General features: G+C 66.6%; 16 protein-coding genes and 2 pseudogenes. 16 read left to right on the forward strand and 2 right to left on the reverse strand.

Going from position 1 to position 13,647, the window contains the following annotated elements:
* From H926_RS29710 to H926_RS0121485, 3 genes and pseudogenes are all read left to right on the forward strand, one after another.
* Positions 1–411 (forward strand): annotated as a pseudogene (locus H926_RS29710) (calcium-binding protein); the annotation flags it as partial.
* 18 nt (positions 412–429) lie between these two features.
* Positions 430–1,161 carry a response regulator gene (locus tag H926_RS0121480; RefSeq protein ID WP_022678083.1) on the forward strand — a complete coding sequence of 244 codons (732 nt, stop codon included), beginning with the start codon at positions 430–432 and terminating at the stop codon, positions 1,159–1,161.
* Positions 1,161–2,594 (forward strand): HAMP domain-containing sensor histidine kinase, encoded by a 1,434-nt coding sequence (locus H926_RS0121485; RefSeq protein ID WP_022678084.1) that lies wholly within the window; start codon positions 1,161–1,163, stop codon positions 2,592–2,594. Before H926_RS0121480 ends, H926_RS0121485 begins: the two co-directional genes overlap by 1 nt.
* Before the next feature lie 21 nt (positions 2,595–2,615).
* Here H926_RS0121485 and H926_RS0121490 read toward each other — a convergent pair whose 3' ends face one another.
* Positions 2,616–4,391, reverse strand: coding sequence for a DUF885 family protein (locus H926_RS0121490; RefSeq protein WP_028658332.1), 1,776 nt, complete (start codon positions 4,389–4,391; stop codon positions 2,616–2,618).
* Between H926_RS0121490 and H926_RS33835 the strand changes: the two genes are divergently transcribed.
* The 10 genes from H926_RS33835 (at position 4,380) to H926_RS0121540 (ending at position 11,863) form a co-directional block, all read left to right on the forward strand.
* Complete coding sequence (locus tag H926_RS33835; RefSeq protein ID WP_237741146.1) at positions 4,380–4,880, forward strand: DUF983 domain-containing protein; 501 nt, start codon at positions 4,380–4,382, stop codon at positions 4,878–4,880. The two genes, H926_RS0121490 and H926_RS33835, sit on opposite strands and share 12 nt — an antisense overlap.
* Positions 4,880–5,485 carry an SURF1 family protein gene (locus H926_RS0121500; RefSeq protein WP_043610889.1) on the forward strand — a complete coding sequence of 202 codons (606 nt, stop codon included), beginning with the start codon at positions 4,880–4,882 and terminating at the stop codon, positions 5,483–5,485. Before H926_RS33835 ends, H926_RS0121500 begins: the two co-directional genes overlap by 1 nt.
* Before the next feature lie 88 nt (positions 5,486–5,573).
* On the forward strand, positions 5,574–7,004 hold the full coding sequence (thrC, locus tag H926_RS0121505) for a threonine synthase (RefSeq protein ID WP_022678089.1): 1,431 nt from the start codon (positions 5,574–5,576) through the stop codon (positions 7,002–7,004).
* Positions 7,004–7,894, forward strand: coding sequence for a class I SAM-dependent methyltransferase (locus tag H926_RS0121510; protein WP_022678090.1), 891 nt, complete (start codon positions 7,004–7,006; stop codon positions 7,892–7,894). Before thrC ends, H926_RS0121510 begins: the two co-directional genes overlap by 1 nt.
* 49 nt (positions 7,895–7,943) lie before the next feature.
* Positions 7,944–8,318 (forward strand): dihydroneopterin aldolase, encoded by a 375-nt coding sequence (locus H926_RS0121515; protein ID WP_022678091.1) that lies wholly within the window; start codon positions 7,944–7,946, stop codon positions 8,316–8,318.
* Positions 8,315–9,079, forward strand: a complete 765-nt coding sequence (locus tag H926_RS0121520) for an SDR family oxidoreductase (protein WP_022678092.1) — start codon at positions 8,315–8,317, stop codon at positions 9,077–9,079. The genes H926_RS0121515 and H926_RS0121520 overlap by 4 nt, the downstream gene beginning before the upstream one ends.
* Complete coding sequence (gene moaA, locus H926_RS0121525; RefSeq protein WP_022678093.1) at positions 9,076–10,083, forward strand: GTP 3',8-cyclase MoaA; 1,008 nt, start codon at positions 9,076–9,078, stop codon at positions 10,081–10,083. The genes H926_RS0121520 and moaA overlap by 4 nt, the downstream gene beginning before the upstream one ends.
* A gap of 5 nt (positions 10,084–10,088) precedes the next feature.
* Positions 10,089–10,325: a MoaD/ThiS family protein gene (locus tag H926_RS0121530; protein ID WP_022678094.1), complete on the forward strand. Its 237-nt coding sequence runs from the start codon at positions 10,089–10,091 to the stop codon at positions 10,323–10,325.
* Positions 10,326–10,592: 267 nt separating this feature from the next.
* A complete protein-coding gene (locus tag H926_RS0121535) occupies positions 10,593–11,408 on the forward strand; it encodes a ferredoxin--NADP reductase (RefSeq protein WP_028658335.1) in 816 nt (271 codons plus the stop codon).
* 5 nt (positions 11,409–11,413) lie between these two features.
* On the forward strand, positions 11,414–11,863 hold the full coding sequence (locus tag H926_RS0121540) for a molybdenum cofactor biosynthesis protein MoaE (RefSeq protein ID WP_022678096.1): 450 nt from the start codon (positions 11,414–11,416) through the stop codon (positions 11,861–11,863).
* Between the two features lie 4 nt (positions 11,864–11,867).
* On the opposite strand, the gene H926_RS0121545 is transcribed toward H926_RS0121540, so the two are convergent.
* Positions 11,868–12,422 carry a hypothetical protein gene (locus H926_RS0121545; protein WP_022678097.1) on the reverse strand — a complete coding sequence of 185 codons (555 nt, stop codon included), beginning with the start codon at positions 12,420–12,422 and terminating at the stop codon, positions 11,868–11,870.
* Positions 12,423–12,649: 227 nt separating this feature from the next.
* On the opposite strand from H926_RS0121545, the gene rplU reads away from it, so the two are divergent.
* The 3 genes and pseudogenes from rplU to H926_RS35190 form a co-directional block, all read left to right on the forward strand.
* Positions 12,650–12,946, forward strand: a complete 297-nt coding sequence (rplU, locus tag H926_RS0121550) for a 50S ribosomal protein L21 (protein WP_022678098.1) — start codon at positions 12,650–12,652, stop codon at positions 12,944–12,946.
* A gap of 23 nt (positions 12,947–12,969) precedes the next feature.
* Positions 12,970–13,239: a 50S ribosomal protein L27 gene (gene rpmA, locus H926_RS0121555; protein ID WP_022678099.1), complete on the forward strand. Its 270-nt coding sequence runs from the start codon at positions 12,970–12,972 to the stop codon at positions 13,237–13,239.
* Between the two features lie 227 nt (positions 13,240–13,466).
* Positions 13,467–13,647 (forward strand): annotated as a pseudogene (locus H926_RS35190) (GNAT family N-acetyltransferase); the annotation flags it as partial.

Below are 13,647 nucleotides of genomic sequence, written 5' to 3' on the forward strand. Positions count from 1 at the left end.
ATCAGCCGCGCCGAATTCATGGCGCAGCATCACATGATGAAGCCGGGCATGCCCCCCATGGCTGGCCGTGATGGCGACATGCCGCCGCCACCACCACCGGGCGGCATGGCCCCCGAAGGCGGGCGCCACGGCTGGCACGGCATGCGCATGGGCGGGTTTGGCGCGGTTTTGCACGCTGCCCTGCGTGACAAGGATGGCGCGGTGACCCGCGCTGCGTATGATGCGGCGGTCAAATCGCAATTCGACAGGGCCGATACCAACCATGATGGCAAGCTTACCCGCGAAGAAATCCGCGCCGCATTTGGCCGTGAGGGCCACCGCTGGGGCGGGAAAGGCGGCCCTGGCGGTCCGCGCTGGCGCGATGGCGAGCGCATGGACGGCCCGCCGCCGCCCCCGCCGGCCGGCAACTGATCACCGGGCAGCGCAGGTATGAGCGAGGCAGCGGTAACCCGCATCCTTCTGGTCGACGACGAAGCAGCCCTGCGCGAAGTGCTGGCGGACTATCTGGTTCGCCAGGGCTTTGCCGTGGTCCAGGCGGGCAACGCGGCGGAAGCCCGCGCGCGGATCGCGGGAGAAATGTTCGACCTCGTGCTGCTCGACATCATGATGCCGGGCGAGGATGGCCTGTCGCTGTGCCGGCACCTGGCCGAAAGCCGGGCGCTTCCAGTGATCTTCATCACCGCCAAGGGCGAATCCACCGACCGCATCGTCGGCCTCGAGATTGGCGCTGACGACTACGTGGTCAAGCCGTTCGACCCGCGCGAACTGGTGGCGCGGATACGCTCGGTCCTGCGGCGCAGCGCGCGCGTGGCCGTCGATGCCCCCGAAGCGCTGGTCTATGAATTCGAAGGCTGGACGCTCGATCCGCTCAAGCGCCGGCTGACCGATCGCGAAGGCGCGGTCGTCGCCATTTCCTCGGCCGAATTTCGCCTGCTCATGGCGTTTCTGGATCATCCTCGCCAGGTGCTCGATCGCGATCGCCTGCTCGACATGGTCCAGGGCCGCGAGGCGCATCTGTTCGATCGCGCGGTGGACAACCAGATCAGCCGCCTGCGCCGCAAGATCGAGGAAGACAGCCGCAATCCGCAACTGATCCAGACCGTGTGGGGCGGCGGCTACATGCTCGCGACCGAAGTGCGCAAGGTGGCAGGCCGCGACTGATGCTGCGCTGGCCTGCCTGGACCATATCGCGCGCACCGCGCAGCCTGCAGGGGCAGATGCTCCTGGCGATCGCGCTGGCGCTGCTGGTGGCGCAGGGGCTTTCCGCCGCGCTGATCTGGCGCGAACAGAACGAGCGGCGCGTGCAACTGACCGTGAACGAGGCGGCATTTCGCCTGATCGGCCAGCCACCACGCGAAAACCGCCCGCCTGACGGCCGCCCGCACGGGCCGCCGCCTGACGATATCTGGCGCCTGCCGCGCCCTTTGCGCGTGCGCGTCGATGCCACTTCGCCAGAGCGGCCGGGCGACCGCCAGCGCAGCGACGTGGCGAGCGCGTTGCATGATGTGCTGGAAACCCAGGGTCTGGTCCATCGCCAGGTCTTGGTGGTGGAGCGCGATCCCCAGGCGGATGCGATTGTTGGGGCGTGGTTTGGCGATGTCAGCAAGCGGCTGGAAAGCTTTGGCGATCATCGGCCGCAAGCGCGCCTGATCATCGCCTCGATCCAGCGGCCCGATGGCACCTGGCTCACTGCGCGCATCCTTTCGCCGGCCAATGAGCGCCAAGTGATCCTCTCGCTGCTGATGCAGACGGTGCTGCTCTATTTCGTGCTGGTTGGCGCGGTGGCGCTGATCCTGCGGCGCATTGCGCGGCCGCTCAAGGCCTTGACCGGGCGAGTGGAAGCCTTTGCCCGCGAACGCAATGCCGATGGCCAGCTCGAACCCGAGGGGCCTGATGATATCCGCCGCCTGATCGTGGCCCACAATGCCATGGAAGCGCGCATTGTTGGTCTGCTCGATGAAAAGGACGTGATGCTGGGCGCGATCGGCCACGATTTGAAAACGCCGCTGGCCGCGCTGCGCGTGCGGATCGAGGCGGTGGAGGACGAGAACGAGCGCGCCCGCATGGCCGCCACGATCGAGGATATCAACCGCTCGCTCGACGACATTCTCTCGCTCGCCCGGGTTGGCCGTCCGTCTGACCCGTTGGAGACCACCGAGCTTTCGGCCCTCGTCGCCGATGTCATGGGCGAATACGAGGATATGGGCGAGGATGTGACGCTGGAAGACACCGTGCGCATCGTTCTGCCGCTGCGCGCCACCTGGCTGCGCCGCGCCATGCGCAACCTGGTGTCCAACGCGCTGCGCTATGGCCAGCGGGCGCGCGTGTCACTGGCGCGCGAAGACGGGGAGGCGGTGCTGCGCATCGAGGACGATGGCCCGGGCATTCCCGAAGGCGATATCCTGCGCATGCTGGAGCCGTTCACCCGGCTGGAGGCCTCGCGTAATACCGCGACCGGCGGCACGGGCCTGGGCCTGACGCTGGCCCGCGCGATTGCCGACCAGCACGGCGGCTCGCTCGTCCTCGCCAACCGTTGGCACGCGGGCCAGGTGGTGGGCCTGGTTGCCACGCTGCGTCTGCCGCTGGCAGCCTGACCGCGCCGGCACGGTTTTGCCTCATTCCTCGTCAGGATAGGGACCCTTGCCACCCTCGGCGATGAAGCGATCGATCCGGGCGTGCAGCACAGGCAGCGGCACTGAGCCCAGCTCGAGCACGGCATCGTGGAAGGCGCGGATGTTGAACTTGTCGCCCAGCGCCTTTTCCGCGCGGGCGCGATCCTCCACGATGGCCATTTCGCCCAGGTAATAGCTCAGCGCCTGGCCGGGCCAGGCGATATAGCGATCGGTTTCGGTCTCGATCTCGTGATCCGACAGGGCGGTATTATCGTGCAGGAAGGCCAGCGCCTGTTCGCGCGTCCAGCCCTTGGCGTGAATGCCGGTATCGACCACCAGCCGCGCCGCACGCCACATCTGGTACGACAGCATGCCAAAGCGTTCATAGGGCGTGGTGTAGATGCCCATCTCCACCCCCAGCTTTTCGCAATAGAGCGCCCAGCCTTCGCCATAGGCAGAGATGTAGGTGCGCTGGCGCCAGGCCGGCAGGCCCTTGTTTTCCGATGCCAATGACATCTGGAACGCATGGCCTGGCGCGCTTTCGTGCAGGGTGAGGGCGGGCAGCGAATAGAGCTGGCGTGCTGGCAGGTTCCAGGTGTTGACCAGATAGACGCCCGGCCCGCCGCGCCCGGCGGTATAGAACGGGGCAATGTCGGCGGGCACCGGGCGAATGGCAAAGCGCTTGCGCGGCAGGCGGCCAAACCAGTCGGCTGCCTTGCCGTCGAACGTCTTGGCGATCCATGCCGCACGGTTGATCAGATCTTGAGGGCTGCTCGCAACGAACTGCGGATCGCTGCGCAGCTTGGCCAGGAACGCGGGCAGGTCACCGGTAAAGCCCACCTGTGTCATGATCTCCTGCATCTGCGCACGGATCCCGGCCACCTCGGCCAGGCCGATCTGGTGGATCGCGTCGGGCGTCAGGTCGGTGGTGGTATATTCGCGGATCTGCGCCTGGTAATAGTCTTTCCCTTGGGGCAGGCCCTGGGCGGCAAGGCCGGTGCGGGCATGGGGCAGATAATCGCTGCGCAGATAGGCGAGCAGGGCGCGGTGCGCCGGCACGACTTCGCTGGTGATCGCCGTGCGTGCCTCGTCGGTCAGGGCCTTGGCCGTGGCCTGCGGAATACTGGCAGGCAGGGCCTTGAACGGCTCGAAGAACGGGTTGGCATCGGCGGTCTTGGCGTCCGTTATCGGCAGCAGCGACAGATCGCGGCCCTTGAGCGTGACTTGCGGCGCGGTAAATCCGCGTGCCAGCCCCGCCTTCATGTTGGCCATCTGCTGCGCGAAATAGCGCGGCACGGCATGCAGCATGGCGATATAGGCGCGCGCTTCGCTTTCGTTGCGGAATGGCGTGCGTGCGGTATCGGCCAGGTTGCCCCAGAACGTGGTGTCTGAATTGAGCGGCTTTTCCCACTCGTGAAAGCGCTGCGCCGAAAGCAGCGTTTCGATCTGGTAGCGATAGATCGCATAGTTGACGCGCGCGGCCGGCGAGAGCGCGCCCTGGTCGATGGCGTCGAGTGCTTTCAGCGTCTGCGCCCAGCGGGCCTCGCGCGCGGCCTGGGCGGCAGCGCTCACATCGGGCAGGCGATAGCTGGGGCGATCGTCGTTCTCGTCATCGCCAAACTGCGCCTGGCGCCAGGTCCATTCAGCATCGGCCAGGGCATAGAACGCGGCGTCCGCGGAAGCACTGGCAGCAACCGCGGGGACAGGCGCCTGCGCATGGGCTGGCTGGACTACGCCAAGCAGGAGAGCGGCCAGCAGCGGGAGACGATGAACGGTCACGGCGGCACGATACTCCTGTTGCAGATGCAACCGGGTAGCGTGGGAAATGGCCCATGTGCAAGCTGGACCGGGGCGGGCGCGGGCGCTATCCCGATGATCATGAGCGAAAACAGCGGGAGCAGCAGATCGGCCACCGGGCCAGGCTGGTGGCAGGTGGCGCGCCATGGCATGTGCCCGGCCTGCAATACGCCCGGCATGGTCTGGGCCGGGCGGGCGTGGGAGCCGCCCAAGCTCAATGACCACTGCCGCGCCTGTGGCGAGCCGCTGGCCGTGCACGAGGCAAGCGGGCGCGCGCTCTATCCGGTGGTCATCCCGCTGGTGGCACTGCTGGTGTTTTCCGCGCTGCGGGTCGATGATATCTGGCGCCTGCCCTTGTGGGTCTATCCGCTGGTCTGGGGCCCGGCGAGCGCGCTGATCGTGGGCCTTGCGGTGCGCGCGGTGCGCGCTGCGGTGCTGGCCGCGCGCGTGGCACCGCGAGGGCAGGGCTGATGCGGCGCATTCCCGTGCTGCCCACCTGCATCGTGCTGCTGGCCGTGGCGATGATGATCGGCCTGGGCTTCTGGCAATTGCAGCGCAAGGTGCAGAAAGAGGCGCTGCTGGCGCGCTTTGCCGCCGCGCTGGTCAATCCTGCGCCTGTTGGGTTCCCCGTGGCAGGCGATGGCAAGGCCGTGCTCTATCGCCGTGCCACGTTCGATTGCCAGGTGCAGCCTGGCCTGTGGGATTCGGTGGGCGGCCGCAATGCTGCGGGTGAAAGCGGCTATGTGCACATTGCCCACTGCCAGGCGCCGGGTGGCATGCCCGCGCTGGTACAACTGGGCTGGTCGCGCGATCCGCATCCGCCACAATGGGATGGCGGGCGGGTTACGGGCCGAATCGCCCCATTCCACAAGATTACCCGCCTCGTTGCCGATCCGCCGCTTGCCGGCCTGGGCGCCAATGCCGCGCCTGATCCGTCAGACATTCCCAACAACCACCTGGCCTATGCGGTGCAGTGGTTCCTGTTCGCCGCGGTAGCCCTGGTGATCTATGCCCTGGCCCTGCGCCGGCGCGCGAAAGGCGCGGCGGTGGTTGTCACGATGCCCCCGGGGCGCTAGGCGCCGCGCTGACGACAACGCGCGCGATGGCGTGCCGGTGATGATTGGGCGCTGCCCTTGCGGTGGGCGCGGCACACGGGGATTGGCGATGAAGTATGTCAGCACGCGGGGCCAGGCCGCCTCGCTCGATTTCGAAGGCGTCACGCTGGCGGGCCTCGCGTCCGACGGTGGCCTCTACGTGCCCGAAGCCTGGCCGCAGTTCAGCCATGACGAGATCGCCGCCATGGCCGGCCTGCCCTATGCCGAACTGGCCGCGCGGATCATGGCGCCTTTCGTGGGCGACAGCCTTACGCCCGAACGTCTGCGCGAATTGACCGGCCAGGCCTATGGCCGCTTTGCCCATGCCGCCGTCACCCCGCTCAAGCAGCTCGACGAGCGGCAGTGGGTGCTCGAGCTGTTCCACGGCCCGACCCTGGCGTTCAAGGACGTGGCCTTGCAGATGCTGGGCCTGCTGTTCGAGGAATTCCTGGCCCGGCGCGAGGATCACCTGACCATCGTGGGCGCCACCTCGGGCGATACTGGCTCTGCCGCGATCGACGCCGTGGCCGGCCGCGCCAAGGTTGATATCTTCATGCTGCACCCCCACGGCCGCGTGTCTGATGTTCAGCGCCGGCAGATGACCACGGTGATCGCGCCCAACGTCTATAACATCGCCATCGACGGCAGCTTTGACGACGCCCAGGCGATGGTGAAGCGCATGTTCAACGATGCCGCGATCACCGGCACTTATGGCATTGCCGCGGTCAATTCGATCAACTGGGCGCGGCTGATGTCGCAGGTGGTCTATTATTTCGCCGCCGCGCTGCAACTGGGCGCGCCGCACCGCAAGGTGGCGTTCTCGGTGCCGACCGGCAATTTCGGCGACGTGTTCGCCGGCTATGTCGCGGCGCAGATGGGCCTGCCGGTGGAGCGGCTGATCGTCGCCACCAATATCAACGACATTCTCCACCGCGCGCTGTCGGCCGGGGACTATTCGGCCAGCACGGTTACGCCCACGGCGGCGCCGTCGATGGATATCCAGGTTTCGTCCAATTTCGAACGCCTTCTGTTCGATGCCTGCGGGCGCGATGCTGCGGTGCTGGCTGGGCAGATGCAGCAGTTCGACACCACCAAGGCGCTGCAACTGACCAATGCCCAGCGTGCAGCGATCGGCGGCCTTTTCACCAGCGCGCGCTGCGATCCCGCACAGATGGCCCAGGCCATGCGCTGGGCCTATGAGGCAGCGGGCGAAGTGCTCGATCCGCATACCGCGATCGGCCTGCATGCCGCGCGCGTGGCCGAAGGGCTGCCGGCCGATGTCCCGGTGGTGACCCTGGCCACCGCCCATCCGGCCAAGTTCGTCGATGCGGTGGAGCGCGCTACCGGCGTGCGCCCGCCGCTGCCTGCGCGGGTGGGCGATCTGTTCGAGCGGCACGAGCGCTGCGACCATCTGCCTGGCACCTACGAGGCCGTGGCAGCCTATGTCACCGAGCGCGCCACACCCAAGATCGGGCCCAAGATCGGCGGGACGGACGCCTGATGGCCGCGCTTACGCTCCAGCCGCAGTTGATGGTGGGATCGCCCTGGGGGGATTTCGCCCTCATCGATTCGGGCCATGGCCGCAAGCTTGAGCGCTATGGCCCGCATCGCTTCATCCGCCCTGAACCCCAGGCGATGTGGGCGCCGGCGCTGGGCGAATGGGCGGCCGATGGCGAATTCGTGCCCGGTTCCGACGAGGATGGCGGCGGGCGCTGGCTGTTTGATGGCCCGGTGCCGCGCGAAGGCTGGCCGCTGGTGTGGAACGCGGTGCAGTTCACCGCCAGCTGCACGCCGTTCCGTCACCTGGGCTTTTTCCCCGACATGGCGCCGGTGTGGGACTGGATGGGCGAACGCCTGGCCGGGCGCGACGATGCCGCCACGCTCAACCTGTTCGGCTATACCGGTGTCGGCACGCTGTCGCTGTCGCGCTTTGGCCCGGTTACCCATGTCGACGCCTCGAAAAAGTCGGTGGCCCAGGCCCGCGCCAATGCCGCGCTTTCGGGCATGGATGGCCGCCCGGTGCGCTGGATTGTCGACGATGCGGCCAAGTTCACCGCGCGCGAAGTGCGCCGGGGCAAGCGCTATGACGGCATCATTCTCGATCCGCCCAAGTTCGGTCGTGGCCCGGAAGGCGAAGTGTGGCGCCTGGAAGAAAGCCTGCCCGGCCTGATCGCCGATTGCGCCCGCCTGCTCGATGCCAACAGCAGCTTCCTGTTCCTGACGGTCTATGCCGTGCGCATGTCCTCGCTCGCCATTGGCGGCTTGCTGGCCGAGGCTTTGGCGCACTTGCCCGGCACGATCGAACATGGCGATCTGGCCCTGGCCGAGGAAGGACCGGGCGGGCGCGTCCTGCCCACGGCGATTTTCGCACGGTGGAACCGCGCGGCATAAGCGCGGCTGATGCTGGACATTCGCGCGGCCAAGTGCCAATGGCGCGCGCGTGTCTGACAGCCTGATCCTCGAAGTCGCCAATGTCGAAACCGATGTCCTGACCGGGATCTATTCGGAAGAGACCGGCCGTCCGCAGCCCCTGCGGATTTCCATCCGTGCCTGGCTGCGTCCCCAAGACCGCTACACGGCCGATTGCCCGTTGACCGCGAGCAAGAACTACATGGACCTCAAGCACGCCGCGAGCGACGGATTGCCCAAAGATGTGCATTTCCAACTGATCGAATCGGTTGCAGACCACATCTGTGAGACGTTGTTCGTACAGGATGCGCGGGTGACCCAGGTGGAAGTGAAAATCGTGAAACTCGCCATCAGCGAGGCTGGAGAAGATATCGGCATGACGCTTACCCGCGCCCGCCGCGGATGAGCGTGCCCCGCCCGCTGGCGCTGGTCACTGGCGGATGGCGCCGAATCGGGGCGGCGATTGCCCGCAAGCTGGCGCAGGAGGGTTGGGACCTGGCGCTGCACGCGCACCATGCGCACACCTTCGATCCCGAATTCACCGCCCAGCTGCAGTGGCTGGGCGCGACGGTGCATCCCCTGGCAGGCGATCTGGGCGATAGCGCCTTTCCGGCCGCGATGCTGGCGGATGTCATCGCCCGCGCCGGCCAGGCACCGCGCCTTCTGGTCAACTGCGCGTCGCTGTTTCAGGACGACACGATCGCCAGCCTCGCACCCGAGGCGCTGGATCAGCATTTCGGCGTCAATCTGTTTGCGCCACTGCTGCTGACCCGTGCCTTTGCCGAGGCGCTGGGTGAGGACGAAGGCGCCGTGGTCAATATTCTCGACCAGCGCGTGCAGAACCCGGTGCCCGACCAGTTGAGCTACACCCTGTCCAAGCAGGCGCTGCATGCCGCGGTGCGCACCCTGGCGCGCGCGCTGGCGCCGCGCGTGCGGGTCAACGGCGTGGCGCCAGGGCTGATCCTGCCGACGCAGGATTATGACGCCGATCAGTGGCACCGCCTGGAAGAGATCATGCCCTTGAAGCGGCTGCCTGGGGCCGATGAAATCGCCGATGCCGTGCACTATCTGGCGACGGCGCGCGCGGTGACCGGACAAACTCTTTTCGTCGATGCCGGCGCAAGCCTTGAATCCTACCCTCGGGACTTCGTATATCTCGAGCGATGACAGCGCCCGCGCCTCTGGTTGACCGCTTTGCGCGGGCCATAACCTATCTTCGCCTGTCGGTGACAGACCGCTGCGACCTGCGCTGCACCTATTGCATGCCCGAACGCATGACGTTCCTGCCGCGTGCCGAGGTGTTGAGCCTGGAAGAGCTGTACAAGGTGTCGCGTGCGTTCATCGATCGCGGCGTCACCAAGCTGCGCCTGACCGGCGGAGAGCCGCTGGTGCGGCGCGACATGGTCGATCTGGTACGCGCGCTGGGCCGCCACCTGGGCGGGGGCGGGCTCCAGGAACTGACGCTGACGACCAATGGCACCCGGCTGGCCGAATTTGCCGACGATTTGGTGGCAGCCGGCGTGCGCCGCATCAACGTGTCGCTTGATACGCTCGACCGCAGCCGCTTTACCGCGCTGGCTCGGCGCGATAGCCTGCCCCAAGTGCTAGAAGGCCTGGCGGCCGCGCGGGCGGCTGGCCTCAAGGTCAAGCTCAACGCCGTGGCGCTCAAGGGCGTGAACCAGGACGAATTGCCCGATCTGATCGCCTGGGCCCATGGCCAGGGTCATGACGTGACGCTGATTGAAGTGATGCCGCTGGGCGATGTCGAGGAAGATCGCCTCGATCATTACCTCCCGCTCGATGCCGTGCGCCGCGATCTGGAACAGCGCTGGACGCTGGTGCCCAACGCAGTGAGCACGGGTGGGCCGGCGCGCTATGTCGATATTGCCGAAACCGGCGGTCGGCTGGGTTTCATCACGCCTTTGACGGGCAATTTCTGTGCCACCTGCAACCGCGTACGGGTTACGGCCACGGGCCAGCTCTACATGTGCCTGGGCGGGGAAGGGCGTGTCGACCTGCGCGCCGCGCTGCGCTCTGACGATCCCGATGCCGCGCTGACCGATGCCTTTGCCCGCGCCATGGGCGAAAAGCAGGAACGCCACGCCTTTGCCATCGACCGCGCTGGTGCTGCCCCAGCGGTTTCGCGCCATATGTCGACGACCGGGGGCTGATCGCCATGGCCAAGCTCGTGTTTCTCGGCCGCCTGGAAGACCGCGCCGGCTGTGCGGAAATGGCTGTCACGCCTGGCCCGCTTGCCGATATCCTCGCCGGGCTCGACCCTGCGCTGGCGCTCGACTTGTTGGGCGAGCGGGTGCGCTGGGCGCTCAATGGCAAGCTGGTGGGCGAAAGCGAAGCGATGGTGCTGGGCGAGGATGACGAAATTGCGTTCCTGCCACCGGTGAGCGGCGGCTGAGGCGGCGGGGGCTTTGGGGGCTTCGACAAGCTCAGCCCGAACGGACTTCCGGCTGGTTGGCTTACCCCCCGTTCGCCCTGAGCCTGTCGAAGGGCGCCGTGCGCAATGCCACCCACTTTAGACCCTGAAAGCTATTTTCGCAGGGCAGGTTTTTGACAGCGCGCCCCGGCATCCGTATGGGAACGGCGCTTGCCGGGCCAGCTTGCCCGGCCCCATGGCCTGATCCCATCGCGGGTGCGGGGCCGATTGCCAAGGAAAGCCATTTCGATGTCTCAGCCCCAGGTGGAAGTCGCCACGCTCGAACCCACGGCCGCAGCCACGGTGGAAACCGTGCTCACGGTCAAGCACTGGGACGAGCGTCTGTTCAGCTTCACCGTGACCCGTCCGGCCTCGTTCCGCTTCCGCTCGGGCGAATTCGTGATGATCGGCCTGCAGGGCGACAACGGCCGCCCCCTGCTGCGCGCCTATTCGGTGGCCAGCCCGGCGTGGGCCGAGGAACTGGAATTCCTCTCGATCAAGGTGCCCGATGGTCCGCTGACCTCGCGCCTGCAGAAGATTCAGCCGGGCGACCAGATCTATCTTGGCAAGAAGCCGACCGGCACCCTGGTGACCGATGCTCTGCTGCCGGGCAAGCGCCTGTTCATGCTGTCGACCGGCACCGGCCTGGCGCCGTTCCTGTCGCTGGCGCGCGATCCCGATGTCTATGAATACTATGAACAGGTCGTCGTGGTGCATTCGGTGCGCAAGGTCAGCGAGCTGGCGTTCAACGAAGAGCTGTCGAGCGGCTTTGCGGAAGACCCGCTGGTGGGCGAACAGGCCGCGCAGCAGCTGCACTATGTGCCCACCGTCACACGCGAGCCGTTCAAGAACAACGTGCGCATCGACAAGCTGATCGAAAGCGGCGCGCTGTTCGAGGGCATTCCCGGCGAGGCGCGCCTCGATCCCGCCACCGACCGCGTCATGCTGTGCGGCTCGATGGACATGATCAAGGACTTCGCCGCGCTGCTCGAAGGCATGGGCTTTGTCGAAGGTTCCAACGCCAAGCCGGGCGATTTCGTGATCGAACGCGCGTTCGTCGGCTGATCGGCATGACGGCAGACGTCCGTCTCACCGATGCGGCGTTTGACCCCGCCGCGCTGCTTGCTGCCTTTACCGGGCGGTTTGGCGGCGCTGGCGGGGTTGTCAGTTTTCTGGGCCAAGTGCGCGATGGCGATGGGGATGGTGTGGAGGCGCTGGAGTTGCGCCACTATGCCCCGCTTACCCTGCCGGGGATGGAAGCGCTGGCGGCCACGGCCCTGGCGCGCTGGAGCCTGGAAGGGTTGCTGGTGATCCACCGCCATGGCGTGATGCTGCCGGGCGATCCGATCGTAATGGTTGCCGCCGCCGCCCGCCACCGGCGCGAGGCGTTTGCCGCCACCGATTTCGTGATGGACCACCTCAAGAGCGACAGCTGGTTCTGGAAGCGGGAAAAGACCGCGTCCGGCTGGCGCTGGATCGAACCGCGCACCCAGGATTTGGCCGACCGCGCGCGCTGGTAGGGCGTCAGCCCTTCAACTGCGCCAGCACGCTATCCTGCTGCGCCACGCGCGCGGCAACCGAATCGCGGGTATTGATCACATGCGCCGCATCGGGGCCGGGATGGTCGACAGCGGCGATTTCAGCTTCCGTCGCCATCTGATCGAGATCAGCCAGAGCGATCGCGGTGTCGCTACGCGCCGATTCGAGGCGGGCCAGCGCCACTTGGGCCAGGTTCCAGGTCTCACTGCCATTGGCGGCATTGTGCGCACGCGCGGCAGCGCGGGTGGCTTCGGGCACCAAAGCGATGAATCGGGCATCCGCCTCGCGTGCACGCTCTTCCAGTGCGGCCAGGCGCTGGGGCAGCGTGGCATCGGCGGGAATCGGTGCCGGCGCTGCTGCCGCCGCATCGGCTGGCGCGGCCTTGGCCTGGCCAAACGCGCGTTCCGCAGGGCGAATCGCCAGCGAGGGAAAACGCCCGCGATCGGGCGAGCAGCCGCCCAGGACCAGGGCAGGGGCGGCGATCAGGCCAACAAGGCAAAGCCGTTGCAGGGCGAGGAAGCGAGTGGACAGGCAAGCCATGGCGGTGCCATAGCACGTGGGCGGCCAATGGCCAGCGGTAGGGGCCCTGCTTCGCGCATTTCCCACTTCCCCGGCGTTGACATGCCGGCCCGCTTGGACTATCCGCGCCGCTCTTTCCGGGGCTTCGCATGATTGCGGGGAATCGGCACATTGCCCGCTGTCCGCGATTCGGAATTGGCCGATCGGGGTGCTTGGTGGGTCAGGCATTTGAAACGGATAGCAGAACCATGTTCGCAATTGTGCGCACGGGCGGCAAGCAGTATCGGGTGGCCGCCGGAGATAAGATCGCGGTGGAAAAGCTGGCTGGCGAAGCCGGTGAAACCATCACCCTCGGTGACGTCCTGCTGGCTGGCAAGGATGGCGAACTGGCCGACGCTTCGGCCATTACCGTTTCGGCGGAAATCATCGCCCAGGCCAAGTCGGAAAAGGTCGTGGTGTTCAAGAAGCGCCGCCGTCACAACTATCGCCGCAAGAACGGCCACCGCCAGCAGATGACTCTGCTGCGCATCGTGTCGGTCGCCTGAGCGCCAGTTCGGAGTAAGCAGAGATGGCACATAAGAAAGCAGGCGGCTCGTCGCGCAACGGTCGCGACTCGCAGTCCAAGCGCCTTGGCGTGAAGAAGTTCGGCGGCCAGGACGTGGTCGGCGGCAACATCATCATCCGTCAGCGCGGCACCCGCGTGTACCCCGGCGCCAATGTTGGCCTCGGCAAGGACCACACCCTGTTTGCGCTAGCCAACGGCCGCGTGCGTTTCCACGCCGGCAAGCTTGGCCGCAAGTACGTGTCGGTCGACCTGATGGCCGAAGCCGCCGAATAAGCGGATGGTCATGCCAAGGGCCATCCTGATGGGATGGCCCCGCCGGTTTCGCGCCGGCTGAACGAGGGAGAGGGGCCTTGCCCCATCTCCCTTTTTCTTTGTCTCCCTCATCCGCAACGGCGCCATTTGCCTCGAAAACCGAAGCACTTGGCGCAGCACGCAATATCCCTGTCATCGGAAAGTGCATAAGCATCCGGCGAAAGGGAGCGGTTGACTGGAGATTACCGATGTTCATTCGCAGCGAGCGGCTGTTCCTGCGGCCGGGTTGGCCCGAGGATTGGGCCGAACTCTATGCCCTGATCGATGACGAGGCGGTGGTGCGCCATCTGGCGCGGGCGCCCTGGCCCTATCGTGCCGATGATGCGCGGGCCTTTGCTGCCCTGGCGCAGGACGGCCGCTATCCGCATT

It is taken from the genome of Novosphingobium sp. B-7 (assembly GCF_000410615.1).
Lineage (GTDB): Bacteria > Pseudomonadota > Alphaproteobacteria > Sphingomonadales > Sphingomonadaceae > Novosphingobium > Novosphingobium capsulatum.

What these genes read in the sequence shown, in the direction of transcription:
- thrC (WP_022678089.1), top strand. Translation starts at nt 5,574, where the DNA reads ATGAAGTATGTCAGCACGCGGGGCCAGGCCGCCTCGCTCGATTTCGAA.
- H926_RS0121530 (WP_022678094.1), top strand. Translation starts at nt 10,089, where the DNA reads ATGGCCAAGCTCGTGTTTCTCGGCCGCCTGGAAGACCGCGCCGGCTGT.
- H926_RS0121485 (WP_022678084.1), top strand. Translation starts at nt 1,161, where the DNA reads ATGCTGCGCTGGCCTGCCTGGACCATATCGCGCGCACCGCGCAGCCTG.
- H926_RS0121510 (WP_022678090.1), top strand. Translation starts at nt 7,004, where the DNA reads ATGGCCGCGCTTACGCTCCAGCCGCAGTTGATGGTGGGATCGCCCTGG.
- H926_RS0121500 (WP_043610889.1), top strand. Translation starts at nt 4,880, where the DNA reads ATGCGGCGCATTCCCGTGCTGCCCACCTGCATCGTGCTGCTGGCCGTG.
- moaA (WP_022678093.1), top strand. Translation starts at nt 9,076, where the DNA reads ATGACAGCGCCCGCGCCTCTGGTTGACCGCTTTGCGCGGGCCATAACC.
- H926_RS0121480 (WP_022678083.1), top strand. Translation starts at nt 430, where the DNA reads ATGAGCGAGGCAGCGGTAACCCGCATCCTTCTGGTCGACGACGAAGCA.
- rplU (WP_022678098.1), top strand. Translation starts at nt 12,650, where the DNA reads ATGTTCGCAATTGTGCGCACGGGCGGCAAGCAGTATCGGGTGGCCGCC.
- H926_RS0121520 (WP_022678092.1), top strand. Translation starts at nt 8,315, where the DNA reads ATGAGCGTGCCCCGCCCGCTGGCGCTGGTCACTGGCGGATGGCGCCGA.
- H926_RS0121535 (WP_028658335.1), top strand. Translation starts at nt 10,593, where the DNA reads ATGTCTCAGCCCCAGGTGGAAGTCGCCACGCTCGAACCCACGGCCGCA.
- H926_RS0121540 (WP_022678096.1), top strand. Translation starts at nt 11,414, where the DNA reads ATGACGGCAGACGTCCGTCTCACCGATGCGGCGTTTGACCCCGCCGCG.
- rpmA (WP_022678099.1), top strand. Translation starts at nt 12,970, where the DNA reads ATGGCACATAAGAAAGCAGGCGGCTCGTCGCGCAACGGTCGCGACTCG.
- H926_RS0121545 (WP_022678097.1), bottom strand. Translation starts at nt 12,422, where the DNA reads ATGGCTTGCCTGTCCACTCGCTTCCTCGCCCTGCAACGGCTTTGCCTT.
- H926_RS33835 (WP_237741146.1), top strand. Translation starts at nt 4,380, where the DNA reads ATGAACGGTCACGGCGGCACGATACTCCTGTTGCAGATGCAACCGGGT.